Genomic DNA, 19,419 nt, shown 5'->3' with positions numbered 1-19,419 from the left:
GCGGCGAACCGTGCGACGCTATTACGAATTCGCCCTCGTCGTCGTTCTGGTCTCGATCATGGCGCTGGTCCTGCTACGGGCTTTGGGCAGTGCCCAGCGCGACATGGAAGAGGCCGGCGTGCAGGCCGAGGCAGCAGCCATTCGCACTCAGTTGCTGGAGGCAGTTGCCCATCGCGAGACCTTCGGCGGACAGTTGCCGGCCAGCGACAATCCGATGGATTGGATCGCGGCGCGCCCTTACAACTACATCGGTGAGCGGCGTTCCATGCCGCAGGAAAGCGGTGTGTGGTATTTCGACATAAATGCCAAAATTCTGGCTTATCGCTTTCGCGATGGTCATCTCGCATGCTTCCGGCTGAGCCGTGAGGCTGGTGCCAGCAGCCTGCGCGGCGTGGTGGCCGGCATCGGGCTGCTGCGGCTGGATGACAAATATGAATAAGGCTTGAGAAGGAGAGGGTATATGACTAAAGTGAGAGACTTGCCTACCGTTAATCGATTCATGACCCGACCCAATGTACCGTTCAGGCCTCGCCAGCGTGGTTTTACACTGATTGAACTGATCGTTGTCGTCATCATTCTTGGCATTCTGGCGGCGGTCGCCTTGCCCCGCTTCATCAACCTGCAGCGCGATGCCCGTATCGCCAAACTGCAGGCGGCGCGCGGCAGCGTTTCCGCTGGCGCCGCCTTGGTGCATGCGACGGCGCTTTCGCGGGGGGGCGTGGCAGACGTCAATAACTGCGCCGGGGGCGGTATTGCCAACAACAGCACCGGCGCCACCGGCACGGTGTGCACCGAGAGCGGCCTGATCAACATGGTCCACGCCTACCCAGCCGTTACCGGTTTTGGCGGTTTGCCGGGCATCCTCGCCATGGCCGGCCTGACGGGTATCTTCAACCCGAGCCAGGCGCAACTGGAAGCCGAGGGCTACACCTACACCGTCAACGGCACCACGGCGACCTTCAGTGTCGTTGGTGCGACAGACCCGCTGACCTGTTTCTTTACTTACACACAACCGGCTACGGCGAACACGGCTGCTTCGATCAGCGGCCTGACCGTGAACGGATGCTGATTTCACTTCAAGGGGATACTGATGAAAACGTTGCAGAAAGGTTTTACGCTGATCGAACTGATCGTTGTGATCGTGATCTTGGGGATTTTGGCGGCGACGGCGTTGCCGAAGTTTGTTGATCTGAGTACCGATGCTTATGACGCCCAAGCTAAATCAATTGGTGGATCGCTCAATTCCTTCTCATCCATGAACTACGCGAAATTCAAGGCAGGTGGTGGCTCGACGACCGTGCTCCCGGCTGGGACAGTCCGAATCGATAACTCGGATGATTGTGCTACCTTTACGGGCAGTGCTTCGTTGGCCACTTATGTCATTCTTTCTGGCGTCACTGCAGCCGATATCACCGTAGCAGCAAAGACAGCAGGGCAGGCCTGTGCTGATGGCGCAGTTGCTACCTGCACCATCCGCCACGCCAAAGGCAATGCGACACCGTTTGATTTCACCATGGTTTGCACCGGTTAATCATCCGAATACGCATGAAATCGCCTGGCTTCGCTTCAAACGGGCGCAGAGAAAAGAACCCGCCACCAGGCGGGTTTTTGATGTTCAGTCGTGGGTTCACCTTGGTGGAACTGATTGTGACGATGATCGTCGTCGGTATCATGGTCGCTGCAGTGTTGCCACGTTTCTCCGGAAATACGGGCTTTGAGGAACGTGAATTCCGAGACCGCCTTGTCGCTGGCCTGCGCTATGCGCAGAAATCGGCTATTGCCGCCCGGCGGACAACATGTGTTGCCTTTTCTGCCGCGCCCGCCACCGCAAGTTTCCGAATTTCGACTGATAATGGCGCTGCCAATTGTTCCGTTGGCACTGATTTGCTGGGGCCTGATGGGAGCCCTCTGGTTCTGGCGGCGCCTGGTAACGTGAGTTTCACAACGTTGCCGCCGGATGTGATTTTTGATGCTGCAGGGCGTCCAGAGAGTGCCGGGACGGTTAACGTTTCCGGTTTGGATTCCAGCCTGACGATCAGAGTGGAGGTCGAAACCGGGTATGTCCACTAGGTTTTCCGTACAGCGCGGAATCACCCTGATTGAGCAGATCATGTTCATGCTGATCGTCAGCGTAGGTGTAGTGGGGTTGATTTCTGCCCTGAGCACGATAACCAAATCCAGTGCCGATCCGATGCGTACCAAGCAGATGGTGGCGATTGCCGAAGGCTTGTTGAACGAAATCCTGCATCAGCCCTTCACTTGGTGCGATCCGGATGATCCGGCAGCGCCGACGGCCCAATCCTATGCTGGATGTGCTGACCCGCAGAACACCGGTACGCATGGCGCAGGTGAGAGTCGGTTGGCGGGAACCTTCGACAATGTTGAAGACTATGGGGGCTATGCCGCGACAGATATCGCGGATGCTGCCGGGAACAATGCAATGAGCGGGTACGATGCCAGGGTCGCCATCACGCCGGTCGGTACAGCATTGGGCCTGGTCGACAACAGGGCAGCGCTGAGCGTGACAGTCACTGTCACGCATGGCAGTGAGTCCTTTGCCCTGACGGGCTATCGTTTCCGCTATGCGCCGCGTTATTGACTTGACAGGCGGCTACGCCCGTCAGCGTGCGTTCACCTTGGTGGAGATGATCGTATCCCTCGTCATCGCTGGGGTCCTTCTGGCGATGATCGGTCTGTTCGGTCGCGACCAGATCAATGCCTATCTCGATGTCGGCAATCGGGCCGATTTGGCTGATGCGGCGGATACAGCCGTACGGCGTATGGCTCGCGACTTGCAGTCTGCCCTGCCCAATAGTGTGCGGCAGTCAGGCAACTTCCTGGAATTTGTCCCGATTCGAGATGCCGGACGCTATCGTACGGACGTCAACGGCACCGGTGGTGGTAACCCTCTCGACTTTGGCAGCAACACGGACGACAGTTTCGATGTACTGGGGCCGCCGGTCACAATACGCACCGGGGATCAATTGGTTATCTACAACCTCGGTCAACCGGGATCAGATGTCTATGCAGGGAGCAGTCGGCGGGCGGCAACGGCGGGAAGCGGATTGTCCACCGTTGCATTCGTCACGGGGGGGGCACAATTTCCACTGGCGTCACCGCAGAATCGTTTTCAGATTGTGGATACTCCCGTGACGTATGAATGTGATTTGGTGCGGGGAGCCATCATCCGACATTCGGGATATGGATTTCAGTCGGCAATTGCCAGCGTCCCCTGGTCCTATGGTGGAACCTCGGCTGTCCTGGTCAACAATGTCAGCGCCTGTACGTTCAGCTATTCCCCGGCTGTATTGCAGCGAAGCGGTCTCGTTGTGGTGCGCCTGACATTGACGCGCAACGGTGAGTCGGTTGAACTCCTGCATCAGGTCGATGTGCTGAATACGCCATGAATAGGAGCTTGATGTCTCGTTGTCCTCTTTTCAGGCAAGGTGGTGTTTCCCTGATCACCGCCATCTTCCTGCTTCTGCTGCTGTCGATTCTCGCGGCGGGAATGCTCAGCATTGTCTCAACTTCCCACATCAACATGGCGGCTGATATCGGTGGATCGCGGGCTTACCAGGCTGCCCGGGCGGGGGCCGAGTGGGGCATGTTTCAACTCGATCCCAATGCTGAGAATGCGGCTCTGCCGAGCTGTGTTTCCGGAACACCGGCCATTCCGGATCACCGGGTTGTCGTGGTCTGCCAGAGTTGGGATGCCAGTGAGGGGGGGCGGCAGATTCGCATTTTTCGTATTACGTCGCGCGCAGTGCCGGAGACGAGCAAGGCGCCCGGCATTGAGCGAATGGTCGAGGTGACCCTTGAAAAATGCCGTGATCCCGGGATTTCCACAGCACCTTACGACTGCTGAAAGGCGACTCCCTGATCAGTAGCTTTCCCGGAAGTAAATGTAGGGGGAGCGGAAGATACCGAAAGTTGCCTTTCCGGTGGGGTTGCTGCCGAACCAAGGCAAGTTGGCAGCGGTGGCGGCAGATGCGGTTGCGGCCAGACAACTGGAGCCGCTGGCAGTAGTGCCGACGTTCTGAGTCAGTTGAACGCTGCCGCGGTTTGGCACATTGCTGGCGTCGATGCCTGGTTTGGTCAATTTCAGGTTCAGCTTGCCGCCGCTCAACGTCTGTGTTCCGGTTGGTGATAATTGTGTCTCGCAGGCCGCCAGGTTGTTTGTGAAATTGGCGAACATGATGCTGGACATGGCGAAGCTGGTGCAATTATCGAACGAGTTGGTCGCGTAATAGCTGCCTGTCCAGTATTGCGCTTCGTAGGGAATGGCAAGGTCGTGTAGTTCCGAGCCATACGCGTTGCCTATTTTCAGCTTGCCATAGCGGATACGTGTGGTGTTGGTTGCTTTCTGGCTGGCTGTTCCAATCAACGAAGACCCATCCGGGTCATTGACCGAGGCAATCAGCCTGAAGGTATCGAAGGGACCATCAGGGCTGGCCAGTTTGGTGAAGGTGTAGGTGTCGCCAATGCTGAATTGACCCGCCGACCACAGGGCTGTATTGGGCATGGCGGGAAAGGCGGGTGAGGCCAGGCGGTTTGTAGGAACTGCCGCCCCCGCATTGTCGCCGGAGAGCGTCACCGCTGCGAGATTGGTATAGCCGGTGGTGTAACGGCTGGTGACCGGGTCGGTGGCTGATGCCGTAGCCCCGGTATTGGCGTGTGCCTTGATGATGACGGTAATTCCCAGGGCATCCTGATCCATGTAAGTGAAATTGCCAACTGGACAGAACGGACTCAAGGCGCCCGCAAACGAATAGTGGCTGGGATACCAGCGTCCGAATTTGCTGGAACCGGCACTGCCGATATTGCAGCCGTATTTGCTGCCCGAAAGCGTATTCGATGTACTGCCGGCGATGCAGTCGTTTGTTTGATCGATGCTGGTGAAGCCACTGTCGATGACGGCATCGGTCGTCAGTTGAATATTCCCGACATCCAGATACCTGAAACCACTCCCCGTGGCAGAGGTGCCGGTTGCCTGGTTGAAGGTGCCGGACAGCACACCGGTGGCAATCGCCGCGGCGTTGTGATCGACGACTTTGCTTGCATCGAGTACCGGTGTCCCATCGTAGCCACTGCTGACACCGGCGGCGGCCGTCAGGGTGAATCCCGAACCGGCAGTTGCCTTGGGGGTTCCCGTCAGGGTGGTATTGGTCATGTTCGATGAAATGACCAGTTGCTGCGGTCGAATTGCAAAGTTGTCGGAGGAGCAGGCGGGGGGGCTGCTGCCGACTCGCATCCGCACGCGAACATTTCTGGCTGCGTTGGGGTAGTTGAACGCGACGTTCTTGCGGCCGCGGTCGCTGGCATTGAAATTGATGCTCTGGGCTGTGGTCAGGCCGCTGCCGGTCGGGCAGGTAGTGGATGAGGCGTCCACCAGGTCGACCGCGACCGTGCCGGAATAGGCGGTGTTTACTATGGTGCTTGAACTCAGGGCCAGGACGTTAAGGTTGAAGGGAGTGTCGCTCAACTTGGTGAAAATGCGTGTTTGCGGGTTGGCGGCAGGCTCGACTGCATCGAAGGCGCAGGAGGCGGTGGTGAAAGTCATGGCACAGGTTTCATTACCGCCATTGAAACAACGTGCCGCATTGGCCGGTGTCGGTGAGGCATTGGCTGTGCCAAGCGTTACTGTGCTGGCGGAGTCCATACTCAACTGCCGCGTCGTGACACCACCCGAGAAGCTGAACGTATTGCCACCTACCCAACCGTTGGGTGATAGGTTCACAGTGACCGTTCCCGGATACAGCGTTGAGCAGTTGCTGTCCAGGCAGGCCTTGATGGTTACCGTTTCAGGGGTGCAGATGGATGCATTGCCGTCGTGCTCGATGCGGATATGGTCGAAAGCTCCGGAACAGAGGCGCCCCATGTTCATGTCAGCCTGAACTTCGGCGGCACTCAGTTCGTAGTTGTAGAGCTTGACTTCATCGATCATGCCGCGGAAATTCCGGGCGTTGATAATGCCGCATGAGCCGGTTGAAACATCGCCTCCGATATAGAAATCGCAAGTGTTGGCTCTCAGGGTGCCTTGCCAGTTGTTGGTTCGGCTGTCCTGAACCCCGTTGATATAGATTCGTTGCCGCCTGACACCGCTCGAGGAATCGAAAGTAATCGCGACATGTGTCCAGGTATTTAAAGGGATCGTTGCATTCGAGGTCAGTGTCGAATAGTTCCACCACCAGTACAGTTTTCCGCTGGGGTTGAGGTGGAACTCGTAGTTCTGGTCGTTGGAGAGAATCGAGTACAGGTCGCTATCGGGATAGTCGGTCGGGTAGATCCACGCGGAAGCCGAGAGCCGGGTGGTGTATTGGAGCAATGGGTTGGAGGCGACTTCAACGTAGGCTCGACCATCGAATCGGGCGGCATTGCAGAAGCTGCCGTTGACCGAACTATGCTGTGCAGCAATGGTTGGCGAGGGAACGACCGTATTCGTGGTGGTGGGGGCCGTCGAGGTGACCCGGCGCCCTTGCAAGCCGGTTCCGCCACTGTCCAGGACTTCTCCCGCGTTGCCTCGCCAGGAACCGGCAGTCTCATCGAGACGGAAATGCGTTGCCGCGTTGGCCAGTACCAGGACGGAAGCGCTAACCGTCTGAGCCCCCGGGGAACTGGCAGAATTCACCCAGGTCCCTTGTTTGGTCATATTGGCCGCGAGCGTCAAGTGTGCTGAGCCATTGGCCGGGATCGAGGGAATCGTCCAGGTGACGGTTTGCCCCGATCTTGTTGCCGTGCCGAGCGTGGTTGCGTGCGTGGCGTAGCTCATTCCAGTCGGCAGCGTATCCGTCACGGTGACGTTGTTGAGCGGCACGGCAAGGGGGTTTGATGCCGTAATGGTGAAGGTGACGACATCGCCAACCACAGCAGATGAAGCGGTGGTCGTCTTGGCCAGGTTGGGGGAAGCGACGGTGACGCTGTTGCTGAGTGAGGTAGTGGTGGTTGTGCCGGTACAACTACTGTTGCTCGATGCGATGAGGTAGGCGTTGTAGGTTCCAGCGCTACTTGGGGCGGTCATGTTGAAGGTTTCCGTGGCACTGCTGCCGCTGCCGTAGTGGTCCGCATGATTGACGCAGTTGGTGGTGCCAGGAGCAGTTGAACTGATGCGCCAGGCAGTCGAACTCCAACTGTTGCTGGCATCGTTCGTGACAGCGATGCTGACCGGGATGCTGCTTCCGGGAGTGGCGGCGATGCTGCTCCCTCCAGCCAGGCTAACTGAATCGATGCTGAGGTCAGCCCAGGCCGAGTTGACGATAAAAAGGAAACATGCGATCGCAAGCCGCAATTTGTGGAGGGCAGGGCAAATCATCGTGTGGGAGGCTGTTGCCGAGACGTTGCGGCGTGGCGATTTTGCGAACATGCGGGAAAAATCATTCCGACAATTTCAACGTCGGACATTATGCCGCCAACTTGCCATGCGTCGGGCTGCCGGATGACAGATTCTGTGCGGTTTCAAGTCTAAGCCAGGATTATTTTTGTTTGGTTAAAAACCATTGAAAAATAATGCGTTGCTCGCTATTCTTCCCAAAAAACTTAAGGTGTCGGATTGATGTGGCCGAATTTGGGGGTGAAGCGTGCGGAGGGGTGGATGTCGGTGGTCCGGTTCGGCGATCGCGTCGATCTTGCACATGTCATGCGCCCCGCCGGGAAACGCCCGGCCATCCGGCTTTGCGAGTCGTTCCGGGTTGAGGGCAGCCCGCGCGAGACACTGCTCCGCTTGGTCCAGGGCAAGGGGTTGAAGCGCTATCGGTGTGCATCCCTGCTTGGCGAAAGCCTGTACCGCATGGCCCAGCTCGAAGCCCCTGCCGTTCCTGCGGAGGAGCGGGTGCAGGCTTTGCGCTGGCGCTTGAAGGACATGGTCGATTTCCCCGTCGAGGGGGCGGCCATTGCGGTAGCCGATATTCCGGCCGAAGGCAGTCGGCAGGCCAATGTGTTCGCGATTGTTGCGCCGCGGGAAGTGATCGCCGAGCGCATGGCGCTGTTCCATGAAGCCCGCGTGCCGCTGGAGGCGATCGATATCCCGGAAATGGCGGTCCGCAACGTGGCCAGCCTGTTCGAGGAGCCGAATCGCGGCCTCGCCTTCCTTGTCCTGAATTCCGGCGAAAGCCTGCTGACCATCACCTATGGCGGCGAACTCTACCTGTCGCGGCGCATCGAGGTTTCGTCGCAGGCGCTGGCCGAGGCGGATGAGGAGCGGCGCCAGCAGATGCTGGAGCGCCTGGCGCTGGAACTTCAACGTACGCTCGACAATTTCGACCGCCAGTACGGCTTCATTTCGGTATCCCGCCTGCTGCTCGCCTCGGAATGTGACTGTGCGGCCACCGTGGCTGCCCTGGCGCAGAACCTCTACCTGCCCGTGCAGGTGGCGGATATGGCGCAGGTGATTGATTTTGAAGGTGTCCCGGAACTGCGTTCGACCGAACGCCAGGCGCAATGCCTGCTGGCCATCGGTGCTGCCTTGCGGAGCGACTTGTGAGTCAGCAGATCAACCTGTTGCTGCCCGAACTGCGACCGCGTTTCGACTGGCTGGGCCTGCCGGTCGTGGCCGCTGCCGGTGTTGCCGGCCTGCTGCTGGTGGCCGGGCTGGCCGGTTTCGGCAGCCTGCGGGTCAAGTCGTTGGCTGAAAACGAGCAAGCGCTGCGTACCCAGCTGGCCAGCGTCCAGCAACAGGTGCAGTCGCTCGGCCAGAAACTCGGGGCACGCCAGGGTGACACGACGCTGGAGGCGCAGCTTGCCGCAGCGCGGACGGCTGTGGCCCAGCGCCAGGAAGTGCTGAATGTCGTGGCCCAGGGCGACCTGTCGGCGGGGCTGGCGTATTCCGGCCTGTTGCTGGGATTCTCCCGTCAGATCGTGCCGGGCGTCTGGCTGACCGGCTTTGGCTTTGCCGAGAAGAACATCGAGATTCGCGGTCGCCTGACCGATCCGGCCTTGTTGCCGGTGTACATCGGCCGCCTCAACAACGAGCCGGCCTTTGCCGGGCGGCGTTTTGCGGCCCTCGACATGCAGGGGATCGATCCAAAGGACGACAAGCCGGAATCTGCCACACCGGGCCAGGCCAGGCGCGTCACGCTGCCGCGCTTTACCGAGTTCGCGTTGCGTACCGAAGCGGAGAAGGCGAAATGAGCCTGCGCCAATCCTGGAACCGCCTCAACCAGCGTTATGCCGCCCTGTCTCGGCGCGAGCGGGCCCTGGTCGCGCTGGCCGTGGTGCTGGCGCCGCTGCTGATCGGGTTCACCCTGTTCGTCGATCCGCAGAGGGCACGCCTGAAGGCCATGGAGAACACGCTGGCGACCGACGGCGCAACGCTGATCCGATTGCAGGCGGAGGCCAGCAATCTCCAGCAGCAACTGGCCATCGACCCCGATGCCGGCCGCAAGGCCGACCTCGCCGCGCTCCAGGCCGAGCGCGACCGGCTGGACGAACAATTGCGCCAGTTCAGTTCGGTACTGGTTCGCCCTGAAGACATGAACGGCCTGCTCGAGCGCCTGCTGACCCGCCATGCCGGTTTGCGCCTGCTCAGCCTCAAAACCCTGGCGCCACGCAGCGTGCTGCCCGCTGCCGAGGGCAAAGAGGGCGGCCAGCCGGCCGAGCGCAGTTTCGATCTCTATCACCACGGCGTGGAGATTCGCCTGGAGGGCAACTACGGGCAGTTGCAGGCCTACCTGGCACAACTTGAACAACTGCAGCAGAAGCTGCTCTGGGGCAAGCTGGACTACCGCGTGGTCGACTACCCGCGGGCCGAACTGACCCTGGTCGTCTATACCCTGAGTCCTGACCGGACATGGCTGGCGCTATGAGACTGATCGCCCTCGCTCTGCTCTTCCTGGCGGCTCCGGCTTTTGCCGAGACCGCCGATCCGACGCGGCCGCCGGCCAACTGGCTGGCAGCGGCCGCCGACGCGGTGCCGGGCGGCGATACCCCGTCCGCCGGGCTGCGCCTGCAATCCGTCCTGGTGCCGCAGGGTGGCCGGCCGGTGGCGGTGATCGGCGGCCAGACCGTGCCGCTGGGTGGCAAGGTGGGCGGGGCCACCCTGGTGCGCCTGAACGAACGTGAAGCGGTATTGCAGGGAGTCGACGGGATGACCCGTCTCTACCTGACTCCCGATGTCCAAAAACAGATGATTGTGACGCCCGGCCCCCGCAAGGCGGGTTCGGCCAGGCCAGTAAAGGGGCTCCCATGAGCAAGCTATTGATCGTCGCGCTGACGGCGCTGGTGCTGGCAGCGTGCAGCAACCAACATTCGCGGCGCGGCGAGGCCTTTGATCGTGCCGGCCAGGAACTCGACGCCGCGGCCAACAGCAAGGCGACGCGGAGCAAGGGCGACGTGCTCGGCCAGGCCATGGTGCCGCCGCTGCAGATCGACCAGCCCGTGCCGGCCAAGCCGGAGCCGCGCTTCAACCTGGCGGTCAACAACGCGCCGGTGGCGCAGGTGCTCAATGCACTGGTTTCCGGGACGCCGTACAGCATGCTCTTCCCGCCCGAACTGTCCGGCTCGGTCAGCCTGAACCTGAAGAACACCACGGTGCGCGAGGCGCTCGATACCCTGCGTGACGTCTATGGCTATGACTACCGCCTGCAAGGTAGCCGCATCTTCGTCCAGCCGAATACCGTGCAGACCCGGATGTTCAAGATCAACTACCTGGCCAATCGCCGGGTGGGCATGAGCGACATGCGGGTGACCGGCAGTTCGCCGACCACCTCGAACCCGGTACCGAACACCACGGGCACGAGCGGTAGCACGATGCCGACCCTGCCGGGGGGGACGACGGGCAATCCCGCACAACGTGCGATCGACAGCGCCCGGGTGCAGACTACCTCCGACTACGATTTCTGGAAGGAGCTGGGCACCGCGCTGAACACCATCGTCGGCAACCAGGAAGGGCGCAACGTCATCATCAACCCGACTTCCGGTGTCGTGCTGGTCAAGGCGGCGCCGGCCGAACTGAAAGGCGTCGAGGACTACCTCAAGGCAACGCAGCTGGTCGTCGAGCGCCAGGTCATGCTGGAAGCCAAGATCATCGAGGTGTCGCTCAACGATTCGTACCAGACCGGCATCAACTGGAGCCAGTTCGGCGGTATCGCCAACCGCTTCTCGCTCGGCATTTCGGCGCCCAACGCGACGCTCTCCGGCAGCGGTGCCATCGGTGCCTCGTCGACCGGCGTCACGACTGGCACCAACGTTGCGGCCAACCCCGGCGCCGGCGGTTCGCTGGTGACCGGCAACACGGGGCGTGGCTTTTTTGGCCTGACCTTCCAGTCCAACAATTTTGCAGCGCTACTCTCCTTCCTCGAAGGGCAGGGCGACGTGCAGGTGCTGTCCAGCCCGCGCATCGCGACTACCAACAACCAGAAGGCCGTGCTCAAGGTCGGTACCGACGACTACTTCGTGACCGGCATCAGCACCAATACGACTACCAGTGCCGCCGGCAACGTGGTCACGCCGAACATCACGCTGCAGCCCTTCTTCTCGGGTATTTCGCTCGATGTCACGCCGCAGATCGACGACGAAGGCAACATCATCCTGCATGTCCATCCGCAGGTCAGCGTGGTTGAAGAAAAGACCAAGAACGTCAATCTTGGCGACCTGGGCACCTTCACGCTGCCGCTCGCTTCCAGCACGATCAACGAAACCGACAGCATCGTCCGCGTCCAGGATGGCAGCATCGTTGCCATCGGCGGCCTGATGAGCCAGGAGCAGAACACCAGCCGCTACGGCCTGCCCGGGGTCAGCGGCGTGCCCGGCCTGGGCCTGCTTTTCGGCCAGAAGAGCGTATCGAACCGCAAGCGCGAACTGGTCATCTTGATGCGCTCCACCATCATCAAGGGCGAGGAGTCCTGGCGCACCGTTGCCGGGGAGACGCAGCAACGCCTGCAGGGCATGGATCCGCGTCAGCAGCGCCATATCGAGTGGCAGTAAGTTTTCAACGGGGCGGCGCACGTTGTATCTCGACCATTTCGGCCTGAGCGAACTGCCCTTCGGCATCACGCCGGATACCAGCTTCACTGTCCTAACGCGCAGCCATCAGGAGGCGCTCAATACGCTGCTCGTCGCGCTGAACAGCGGCGAGGGCTTCATCAAGATCACCGGCGAGGTCGGCACCGGCAAGTCACTGCTCTGCCGCCGCCTGCTCCAGGCCTTGCCGGAGAACGCCGTCTCGGCCTACCTGCCCAATCCCTACCTGGCGCCGCGCACCCTGCTGCTGGCGCTGGCCGAGGAACTGGGCGTCGCGGTCGATAGCGCCAGCGACGATTACCACCTGCTGAAGTGTGTGAACGAGGCGCTGCTGGCCTACGCCGGCGACGAGCGCCCGGTCGTCGTCTGCATCGACGAGGCCCAGGCGATGCCGCTGGAAACGCTGGAATCCCTGCGCCTGCTCTCCAACCTGGAAACCGAGAAGCGCAAGCTATTGCAGATCGTGCTGTTCGGTCAGCCGGAACTCGACCGCAAGCTGGCGGAGCCGTCGGTGCGCCAGTTGCTGCAGCGCATCGCGTTCCATTACCGTCTGGGCAGCCTGGGCCGCGAGGAAGTCGGCAACTACCTGGCGCACCGCCTGCGGGTGGCCGGCTACCGGGGCGACGAACTCTTCGCGCCGCGTGCCGTGCGCAGCCTGCACCGGGCCAGCCGCGGTACGCCGCGCCTGCTCAACATCCTGGCCCACAAGTCCCTGCTCGCTGTCTATGGCGAAGGCAAGCATGCCGTATTGTCCCGCCACGTGCGGCAGGCGGCGGCCGATACCGAGGGGGCGGCTTCGCCCGGCTGGTGGTGAGATGAGCCTGATCAACGACGTACTGCGCAATATCGAGGCCAAGCGGCCGGACGACCTGGCACGTCACAAGCTGCAACGCGAAATCCGCGCTCTGCCGGCTGGCCGATCCGGATTCGGGCGGGCTGCCTGGCTGCTGGGGGGATTGGTGGCCACCTTGGTGCTGGGCGCCGCCGGTTTTTATGCCAGCCGCCACGTCGCCGAGCCGGCCCCGATCCGCCCGCCACCGTCCGTGCCGGCACTGGAGGCGCCGCCGCCCTTGCCGGTTGCGTCGCTGCCTGCTGTCGTCCCGCCGGCCCCGGTGGTTCCAGCCGAGGCCGACGACAACCTGCGCCTGTCGGCGCAACTCGCTGCCGTGCCCCTGCCTGCCGCCCCGGTGCTGGGCGTGCCCGATCCGCTGCCGCCGTCATCGGCACCGTCGGCAAAGGCCGAGTCAGCCGCGCCGGCCGGACCGGTGAAGATCGAGAAGAGCCTGCTCGCCCCGACCGCCCGCGACAAGGCCGACGCCGAGCTGCGCCGGGCCGAGACGGCGTTGGCCTCCGGGCGCAGCGGCGAGGCGCTCGACGCCTTGCGGGCAGCCTTGAAGCTCGATCCGGGCTACGTTGCGGCCCGTCAGGCCCTGCTCCGCCAGTTGCTCGATGCCCGCAAGGTCGACGAAGCGATGGTCGTCTTGCAGGATGGCCTGGAGAACATGCCGATGCAGACCGGCTGGGCTGTTTCCCTGGCTCGCCTGCAGCTGGAGCAGGGCGACTTGGCCGGTGCCGACCGCACCCTGGCGCGCTCGCAGGGCTATGCCGAGGCGAATGCCGATTACGCCGGCTTCCAGGGCCATGTGAAATCCCGGCTCGGCGCCCAGCGCCAGGCCATCGCCCACTACCAGCGGGCAACCCGTCTGGCCCCCGGCGAAGGTCGCTGGTGGCTGGGCCTCGGGCTCACCTTCGAGGCCGACGGCCGCGGGCCGGAAGCGCGGGATGCCCTGCGCCGGGCCATTGCCAGCGGCACGCTCAATCACGACCTGGCGGCGGTGGCCGAACAGCATCTGCGGCCGTAGTTCCTGACCTTGCGATGCCACACGCGGCCTGGGCGGCCCGGGCGTAAAATCTCGCGACAGGCCGCTCGTCCGGCCAGCGACAACAAGTATCCAGGGAGAACCGCCATGCCAGTCAAGCTCGTCCAGTCGACGCCATCCGCCTACCGCTATCCGCTGCTCATCAAGCAACTGCTGCTCACCCCGCTGGCCATCGCGCCGGCGCAGGAGATCACCTACCAGGGCAAGCTGCGCTACACCTACCGTACGCTGAACGAGCGTATCGGCCGGCTGGCCAACGTGCTGACCGGCCTGGGCGTCGAATCCGGCCAGACGGTGGCGATGATGGATTGGGATAGCCATCGTTACCTCGAATGCTTCTTCGCCGTGCCGATGATGGGGGCCATCCTGCAGACAGTGAATGTCCGCCTCAGCCCGGAGCAGATCCTGTACACGCTGAACCACGCCCGGGCCGACGTGCTGCTGGTCAATAGCGAGTTCTTCCCCATCCTGCAGCAGATCGCCGGCGAGCTCGAAACGGTCAAGACCTTCGTGCTGATCAGCGACGAAGCCGAGATGCCCGCGGCGCCGGTTGCGATGGCCGGTGAATACGAGGCCCTGCTGGACGCGGCCGCCCATGAATTCGATTTCCCCGATTTCGATGAAAATGCACAGGCCACGACGTTCTACACCACCGGTACGACCGGCAATCCGAAGGGCGTTTATCCTAAAAACCTCAGTTACCCCACCCGGTTTGCATGATCGGTCAGCAAACGAAGGGGTGCCGGTGGCCCGATGGCCGCGATGGTGCGCTTGAGATGGTCGCAACAGCGCAGCCAGACCGATGGGGCGGTGAACTGCTCCGCAGCTTCGCTCATCCAGGCTTGAAGCTGGCTGGACACGCGCACGAGCACCTGCCGGGCCTTGTCGAAGTAGGCATGCTGGCCAGTGAGCGTGATCGTGGTCTGGCCGGCATGCTCGGTGCGCCGACCGACCGAGGACATCAACCAGGGCCGGCTGGTGATGGCCTCGAGTCGGGCTTCGGGGTTGGCCAGGCGCACGAACAGACTCCACCAGTTGTAGATCAGCGCCACGGCACGCGCGGACAGTTGGCAGCGATGCAGATCGTGCGTGGTGAAGCCACCCCAGCCCCACTGGTTCTTGAGCTCGTCGAAGGCGTTCTCCGCGTCGGCCCGGTCACGGTAGAGCTGGCCGAGCGAGAGGATTTCGTGGTCCAGATTCGTGACCAGCACGGCGTACTCGTAGCCGGTGATGCGCTTTGCGCCCTTGCGGTCGGCCTCGATGAAGCCCAGCAATTGCTGACCGTTGTCCTCCTGGGCGACGAGCATCTCGCCCTTCAAGGCGCGACGCAGCACGACCACGCGGCGCTTGTCCTCCCAGCCGGTGAGTGCCAGCGTGCTGTCGATCCCTTCCCAGCCCTGACCGGCATCGCACCAGCCCGAGACCCGGAACAGACGCTCGATGTGGCGCTTGACGTTCTTCGACAGGCGCAGCTTGAACAGATAGGGCTGCGCGCGCGCTTCGAGCTCGCGCATGATGCCGTCCGACCCGAAACCGCAATCGCCGCGCACGATTTTGGGCCGCTGATGGGCGGGCAGTTCATCGAGGATCCTGAGCAGACCGGGCAAGGTGTGACTGCCCGAGTGCTCGTTGCCCGCCTTGACCTCGACCCCCATCACCAGGCGCAGCCCGGCCATCAGGTAGGTGTGGTAACTGTGCGAAGGCCGCCCCGGCTTCTTCGGGTTGTACGACACGACCGCCCCCTCCTGCTTGCCGTACAGCGGCTTGATCGTTGTGTCGATGTCCAGAATCCAGGGCACATCGAGCAAGGGCGCGGTGCTCTCGCGCAGGTGGTCGTCGAGCCAGCTCACCCCTTTGTCTTCGGGAATCGCCACCAGCGCCCGGCGCAGCGCATCCTCGCTGATCACCTTGTTCATCCCCAGCAGCCCCGGATTGACCCCGTCACAGCGAATCGTCGTGACGTGCGAGTAGCGCCGGTGCCCCGACAGAATCGACAGCATCCAGGTGCCGAGCACATCGGCCCTGGTCGGTGCGTTCGGGCTCGAGTACGACAGCGGGCAGCGATCCTGCCAGCCCGACCACAGCCCCGTCAGGGTCAGGAACTCGATGAAGTACGCCAGTTGCCCCATCGGCGTGGCCGCGCCATCTGCTTCCCAGCGAACACGCACGCGACCGCCCGCCGTCTGCACCCCCGCACACGACAAAAGCATTTCCTCGGCGTCCAGACGCTTCAATTTCGACTCACCCATCGGGTGACTCCCTCGATCAACAGCAAACCCATAGCCTGCCAGCGGTTCGAGCAAGCTGCACATCACCAACTGAGATTTTTAGGTTTATTTCAGCCACCGCCAACTGGTGCTGCATACCCTGGGCTGTGCCGCCGCGCTGGGCGGCGCCCACCGGCAGGGGCACATCCACCGCGAAGACGTGTATATGCCGATGACCCCGATGTTCCACGTCCACGCCTGGGGCTTCCCCTATCTGGCGACGATGCTGGGCCTCAAGCAGGTCTATCCCGGGCGTTACCAGCCGGATGTGATCTGCCGCTTGATCAGTGAGGAGAAGGTCAGCTTCTCGCATTGTGTGCCGACCATCCTGCACATGGTACTCAGCCACCCGCAGGCCAAGACGACCGATTTCAGCGGCCTGAAAATCCTCATTGGCGGCGCCGCCATGCCGGAGGCGATGGCCATCGCCGCCCAGAAGCGCGGCATGGACCTGTTCACCGGCTACGGCATGTCGGAAACCTGCCCGGTCCTCAGCCTGGCCCATCTCGACAGCGCCGATCTCGAGCGCTCGGTCGAGGAGCAGGCGGTGATCCGCGCCAAGACCGGCCGGCCGCTGCCGCTGGTCGACCTGCGCATCGTCGATCCCGACATGAAGGACGTCGCGCACGACGGCAAGGCGACCGGCGAGGTCGTCGTCCGCGCCCCGTGGCTGACGCAGGGCTATGTCGCCGCGCCGGAAGCATCCGAAGGCCTGTGGGCCGGTGGCTACCTGCACACGGCCGATATCGGCAACATCAACCCGGCCGGCTACCTGAAGGTGACCGACCGTATCAAGGACGTCATCAAGACCGGTGGCGAATGGACTTCCTCGCTGCAACTGGAAGACATCATCGCCAAGCACGAGGCGGTGCACGAGGTGGCGGTGATCGGCGTGCCCGACGACAAGTGGGGCGAGCGGCCGCTCGCCCTGGTGCTGCTCAAGCCCGAGCATGTCGGGCAGATCACCGAGCACGCCCTGCGCAACTACGCCGCCCATGCCATCGAGGCGGCCGGCATTTCGCGCTACGGCGTGCTGCTCCAGGTGCGCTTCGTGAAGACCCTGGTCAAGACCAGCGTCGGCAAGATGAACAAGCGCCTGATGCGGGCCGACCCGGACGCCCTCTGCATCTGATTTCCGGGTTCCCGGAAACGCCCGTCAGGCGGGCGTTTTCGGCCGATCGGTCAGCCAGGTCAGGACCAGTGCGTAGAGTGCGCCGGACTTCAGTGGCTTGGCGACGTGGGCATTCATGCCGGCTTGCAGGCAGGCATCCCGATCCTGCGGGAAGGCATAGGCCGTCAGGCCGATGATCGGTGTATCGGCGTAGCCGGGCAGGGCGCGAATTCGGCGGGTGGCCTCGACACCGCTCAGGCGAGGCATCTGCATGTCCATCAGGATCAGGTCGTAGGCCTGTTGGCCGGCCATTTCCACCGCCTCCTGGCCGTCCTCCGCCAGATCGACTGTCAGGCCGATTGCTTCGAGCAGGGCGCGCGTCACTTCCTGATTCACCGGTTCGTCCTCGGCCAGCAGGATGCGGCTGCCGGCAAACTCGGCCCGCAGCCGGGCCTCGGCGCCGTCGGCCATCGCCTGGTCGGCAGTCGGCGTGGCGGCCGGCTTGGCGAGGCGTACCGTGAACCAGAAGGTGCTGCCCTGTCCGGGGGCGCTGTGCAGGCCGAGTTCACCGCCCATCAGGCGGATCAGGCGCTGGCTGATCGATAGCCCGAGGCCGGTGCCGCCATACTTGCGGGTCGTCGAGCCGTCGCCCTGTTCGAACGGGCGGAACAGGCGCCGTTGTACCTCCGGCGCGATGCCGATGCCGGTGTCGCTGATCTCGAACTTGAGCAGCAGGCTGACCGGCGTGTGCTCCAGAACCTGTGCAACGAGGCCGATCCGGCCGTGTTCGGTGAATTTGATCGCATTGTTGATGAAATTGCGCAGCACCTGCTTCAGGCGCTGGGCGTCGCCGATGACGGTCGCCTGCTCGATTTCAGGGGCGAGCGAGAGATCGATCTGCAGCCCCTTCTTCTCGGCCTTGATCCGGGCAGCACCGAGCAGCGCGCCGATGATGTCGCCGACCCGGAATTCACGCAGTTCGAGTTGCATGCGCTCCGACTCGATGCGCGAGATGTCGAGGATGTCGTTGATGACGCTGAGCAGATGGTGCGACGATTCGGAAATGACGGTCAGCTGGCGCAGCAGTTTTTCATCGGTGGCCCGGTGGAGGGCCAGGTCGGTCATGCCGATGATGCCGTTCATCGGTGTCCGCAGTTCGTGGCTGACGTTGGCCAGGAAGGTGGTCTTGGCGCGATTGGCGGCTTCCGCCAGTTCCTTGGCGAGCGACAGGTCCGCCGTGCGGCTGGCGACGAGTTCCTCGAGATGGTCGCGGTGGCGTCTCAATTCGGCCTCGGCCTGCAGGCGCTGGGTGACATCCCGGTCCACGCCGGTGAAGCCCCGCAGTTGGCCGTCGTCGTCCAGCACCGGCGAGGCGTTCGACTCCAGATGCCGGTACTGTCCGTCGGCATGGCGCCAGCGCCACAGCACGTTCTGCCAGCCCCGGCGTTCGGCGATGGCGCGTGCCACGGTCTGCCGGGCCTGGGCGAAATCGTCCGGGTGCAGCAACGACAGGAAGTCGCTCTGGCAGATGCTGGCCGGCGACACGCCGAGCATGTCGCGGCAGCGCTCGTTGCTGTAGGTAAGCTGCCGGTCGACATCCATCGCCCAAATCCAGTCGGCCGAGTTTTCGGCCAGGTTGCGATAGCGGGTCTCGCTGGCCTGGAGCTGGCGGGTCGACCGCTCACGCAACAGCAGATCGGACAGCCGGGTGGCCAGGTGATTGCCGAACAGGCGGATGAACTTGTTATCGAGCTCGGAAAAGTCCTCGTGACGCGAGGCGACGGCGAGCAGCGCGCTGCAGTCGTCGCCGCGCAGGAAGGGCTGGATCTCGATCTGCTGCAGACCGGCCTTCACCAGGTGGGCCGGTGGCGGCGGATTGGCCAGCGCGGCTTCGGCCACCGCCAGCAACTGCGGGCGTTGCCCGGCCCAGTACCGGGCAGCCCAGGCGTCCAGCACCGCAGCAGGGGCGACGGTCGCTTCGCCACGGTCGCCGTCGATGACCAGAAAACCCGGATCGTGGCGGACGTAGAGTCGCCAGCTGGCCACGTTGGCGAAGTATTTCCAGCGGGTGGCCGCTCGCCCGGCGATCTGCCCGATATCGTCGAGCGCCTGAATTTCCTCGAACAACTGGACCAATGCTTCGTAACGCACCAGTTTCTGGTTGATCGGGGCCAGCCAGTTTTGCGAGTCGGGGTTCATGGGGCAGGGT

Annotated in this window: 19 protein-coding genes and 1 pseudogene; 17 read left to right on the top strand and 3 right to left on the bottom strand. The window is 62.8% G+C overall.

The features are described from left to right. Nucleotides 1–10: 10 nt before the first annotated feature. From K420_RS0100420 to K420_RS0100390, 7 genes are read left to right on the top strand one after another with little or no spacing between them, the layout of a single operon-like run. Nucleotides 11–439 carry a hypothetical protein gene (locus tag K420_RS0100420; RefSeq protein ID WP_027456306.1) on the top strand — a complete coding sequence of 143 codons (429 nt, stop codon included), beginning with the start codon at nt 11–13 and terminating at the stop codon, nt 437–439. Between the two features lie 60 nt (nt 440–499). Further along, on the top strand, nt 500–1,069 hold the full coding sequence (locus K420_RS21010; protein ID WP_035854334.1) for a prepilin-type N-terminal cleavage/methylation domain-containing protein: 570 nt from the start codon (nt 500–502) through the stop codon (nt 1,067–1,069). Between the two features lie 21 nt (nt 1,070–1,090). Next, nucleotides 1,091–1,531, top strand: a complete 441-nt coding sequence (locus K420_RS21005; protein ID WP_027456304.1) for a type IV pilin protein — start codon at nt 1,091–1,093, stop codon at nt 1,529–1,531. Between the two features lie 14 nt (nt 1,532–1,545). Continuing rightward, nucleotides 1,546–2,070 (top strand): GspH/FimT family pseudopilin, encoded by a 525-nt coding sequence (locus K420_RS0100405; protein WP_084019507.1) that lies wholly within the window; start codon nt 1,546–1,548, stop codon nt 2,068–2,070. 40 nt (nt 2,071–2,110) lie between these two features. Next, nucleotides 2,111–2,599 carry a type IV pilus modification PilV family protein gene (locus K420_RS0100400; protein WP_232422710.1) on the top strand — a complete coding sequence of 163 codons (489 nt, stop codon included), beginning with the start codon at nt 2,111–2,113 and terminating at the stop codon, nt 2,597–2,599. Next, entirely contained in the window at nt 2,583–3,407 is an 825-nt protein-coding gene (locus tag K420_RS0100395) for a type II secretion system protein (protein ID WP_035854333.1), read from the top strand. Before K420_RS0100400 ends, K420_RS0100395 begins: the two co-directional genes overlap by 17 nt. Continuing rightward, on the top strand, nt 3,404–3,865 hold the full coding sequence (locus K420_RS0100390; RefSeq protein WP_027456300.1) for a hypothetical protein: 462 nt from the start codon (nt 3,404–3,406) through the stop codon (nt 3,863–3,865). The genes K420_RS0100395 and K420_RS0100390 overlap by 4 nt, the downstream gene beginning before the upstream one ends. Nucleotides 3,866–3,880: 15 nt before the next feature. Here the strand turns inward: K420_RS0100390 and K420_RS19925 are convergent, their stop codons facing one another. Next, on the bottom strand, nt 3,881–7,360 hold the full coding sequence (locus K420_RS19925) for a DUF6701 domain-containing protein (protein WP_084019506.1): 3,480 nt from the start codon (nt 7,358–7,360) through the stop codon (nt 3,881–3,883). Between the two features lie 228 nt (nt 7,361–7,588). Between K420_RS19925 and K420_RS0100370 the strand changes: the two genes are divergently transcribed. From K420_RS0100370 to K420_RS0100335, 8 genes are all read left to right on the top strand, one after another. After that, nucleotides 7,589–8,476, top strand: coding sequence for a type IV pilus biogenesis protein PilM (locus K420_RS0100370; protein WP_084019505.1), 888 nt, complete (start codon nt 7,589–7,591; stop codon nt 8,474–8,476). Then, nucleotides 8,473–9,123 (top strand): hypothetical protein, encoded by a 651-nt coding sequence (locus K420_RS19495; protein WP_051452889.1) that lies wholly within the window; start codon nt 8,473–8,475, stop codon nt 9,121–9,123. The genes K420_RS0100370 and K420_RS19495 overlap by 4 nt, the downstream gene beginning before the upstream one ends. Continuing rightward, nucleotides 9,120–9,797, top strand: coding sequence for a type II secretion system protein GspM (gene gspM / locus K420_RS0100360; protein ID WP_027456295.1), 678 nt, complete (start codon nt 9,120–9,122; stop codon nt 9,795–9,797). The genes K420_RS19495 and gspM overlap by 4 nt, the downstream gene beginning before the upstream one ends. Continuing rightward, nucleotides 9,794–10,180 carry a hypothetical protein gene (locus tag K420_RS17725; protein ID WP_051452888.1) on the top strand — a complete coding sequence of 129 codons (387 nt, stop codon included), beginning with the start codon at nt 9,794–9,796 and terminating at the stop codon, nt 10,178–10,180. Before gspM ends, K420_RS17725 begins: the two co-directional genes overlap by 4 nt. Then, nucleotides 10,177–11,916: a pilus (MSHA type) biogenesis protein MshL gene (mshL, locus tag K420_RS0100350; protein ID WP_027456294.1), complete on the top strand. Its 1,740-nt coding sequence runs from the start codon at nt 10,177–10,179 to the stop codon at nt 11,914–11,916. The genes K420_RS17725 and mshL overlap by 4 nt, the downstream gene beginning before the upstream one ends. A 22-nt stretch (nt 11,917–11,938) precedes the next feature. Next, nucleotides 11,939–12,766: an ExeA family protein gene (locus K420_RS0100345; RefSeq protein ID WP_027456293.1), complete on the top strand. Its 828-nt coding sequence runs from the start codon at nt 11,939–11,941 to the stop codon at nt 12,764–12,766. Between the two features lies 1 nt (nt 12,767). Then, complete coding sequence (locus K420_RS0100340; RefSeq protein WP_027456292.1) at nt 12,768–13,814, top strand: tetratricopeptide repeat protein; 1,047 nt, start codon at nt 12,768–12,770, stop codon at nt 13,812–13,814. A gap of 105 nt (nt 13,815–13,919) precedes the next feature. Next, a complete protein-coding gene (locus tag K420_RS0100335; protein WP_027456291.1) occupies nt 13,920–14,552 on the top strand; it encodes an AMP-binding protein in 633 nt (210 codons plus the stop codon). On the opposite strand, the gene K420_RS0100330 is transcribed toward K420_RS0100335, so the two are convergent. Continuing rightward, nucleotides 14,531–16,081, bottom strand: coding sequence for a transposase (locus K420_RS0100330; protein WP_027456290.1), 1,551 nt, complete (start codon nt 16,079–16,081; stop codon nt 14,531–14,533). The two genes, K420_RS0100335 and K420_RS0100330, sit on opposite strands and share 22 nt — an antisense overlap. A gap of 94 nt (nt 16,082–16,175) precedes the next feature. On the opposite strand from K420_RS0100330, the pseudogene K420_RS21115 reads away from it, so the two are divergent. Continuing rightward, nucleotides 16,176–16,772: pseudogene (locus K420_RS21115) on the top strand (AMP-binding protein); the annotation flags it as partial. Nucleotides 16,773–16,877: 105 nt separating this feature from the next. Beyond that, nucleotides 16,878–17,231: an AMP-binding enzyme gene (locus K420_RS21110; RefSeq protein ID WP_332308179.1), complete on the top strand. Its 354-nt coding sequence runs from the start codon at nt 16,878–16,880 to the stop codon at nt 17,229–17,231. Nucleotides 17,232–17,255: 24 nt separating this feature from the next. Here K420_RS21110 and K420_RS17715 read toward each other — a convergent pair whose 3' ends face one another. After that, nucleotides 17,256–19,409 carry a hybrid sensor histidine kinase/response regulator gene (locus K420_RS17715; protein WP_051452887.1) on the bottom strand — a complete coding sequence of 718 codons (2,154 nt, stop codon included), beginning with the start codon at nt 19,407–19,409 and terminating at the stop codon, nt 17,256–17,258. Nucleotides 19,410–19,419: the final 10 nt, after the last annotated feature.

Origin of the sequence: Dechloromonas agitata is5, assembly GCF_000519045.1 — a bacterium.
GTDB classification, from domain to species: domain Bacteria; phylum Pseudomonadota; class Gammaproteobacteria; order Burkholderiales; family Rhodocyclaceae; genus Azonexus; species Azonexus agitatus.
The sequence above is the reverse complement of the archived record's forward strand: the minus strand, read 5'-3'. Positions and strand labels throughout refer to the sequence as shown.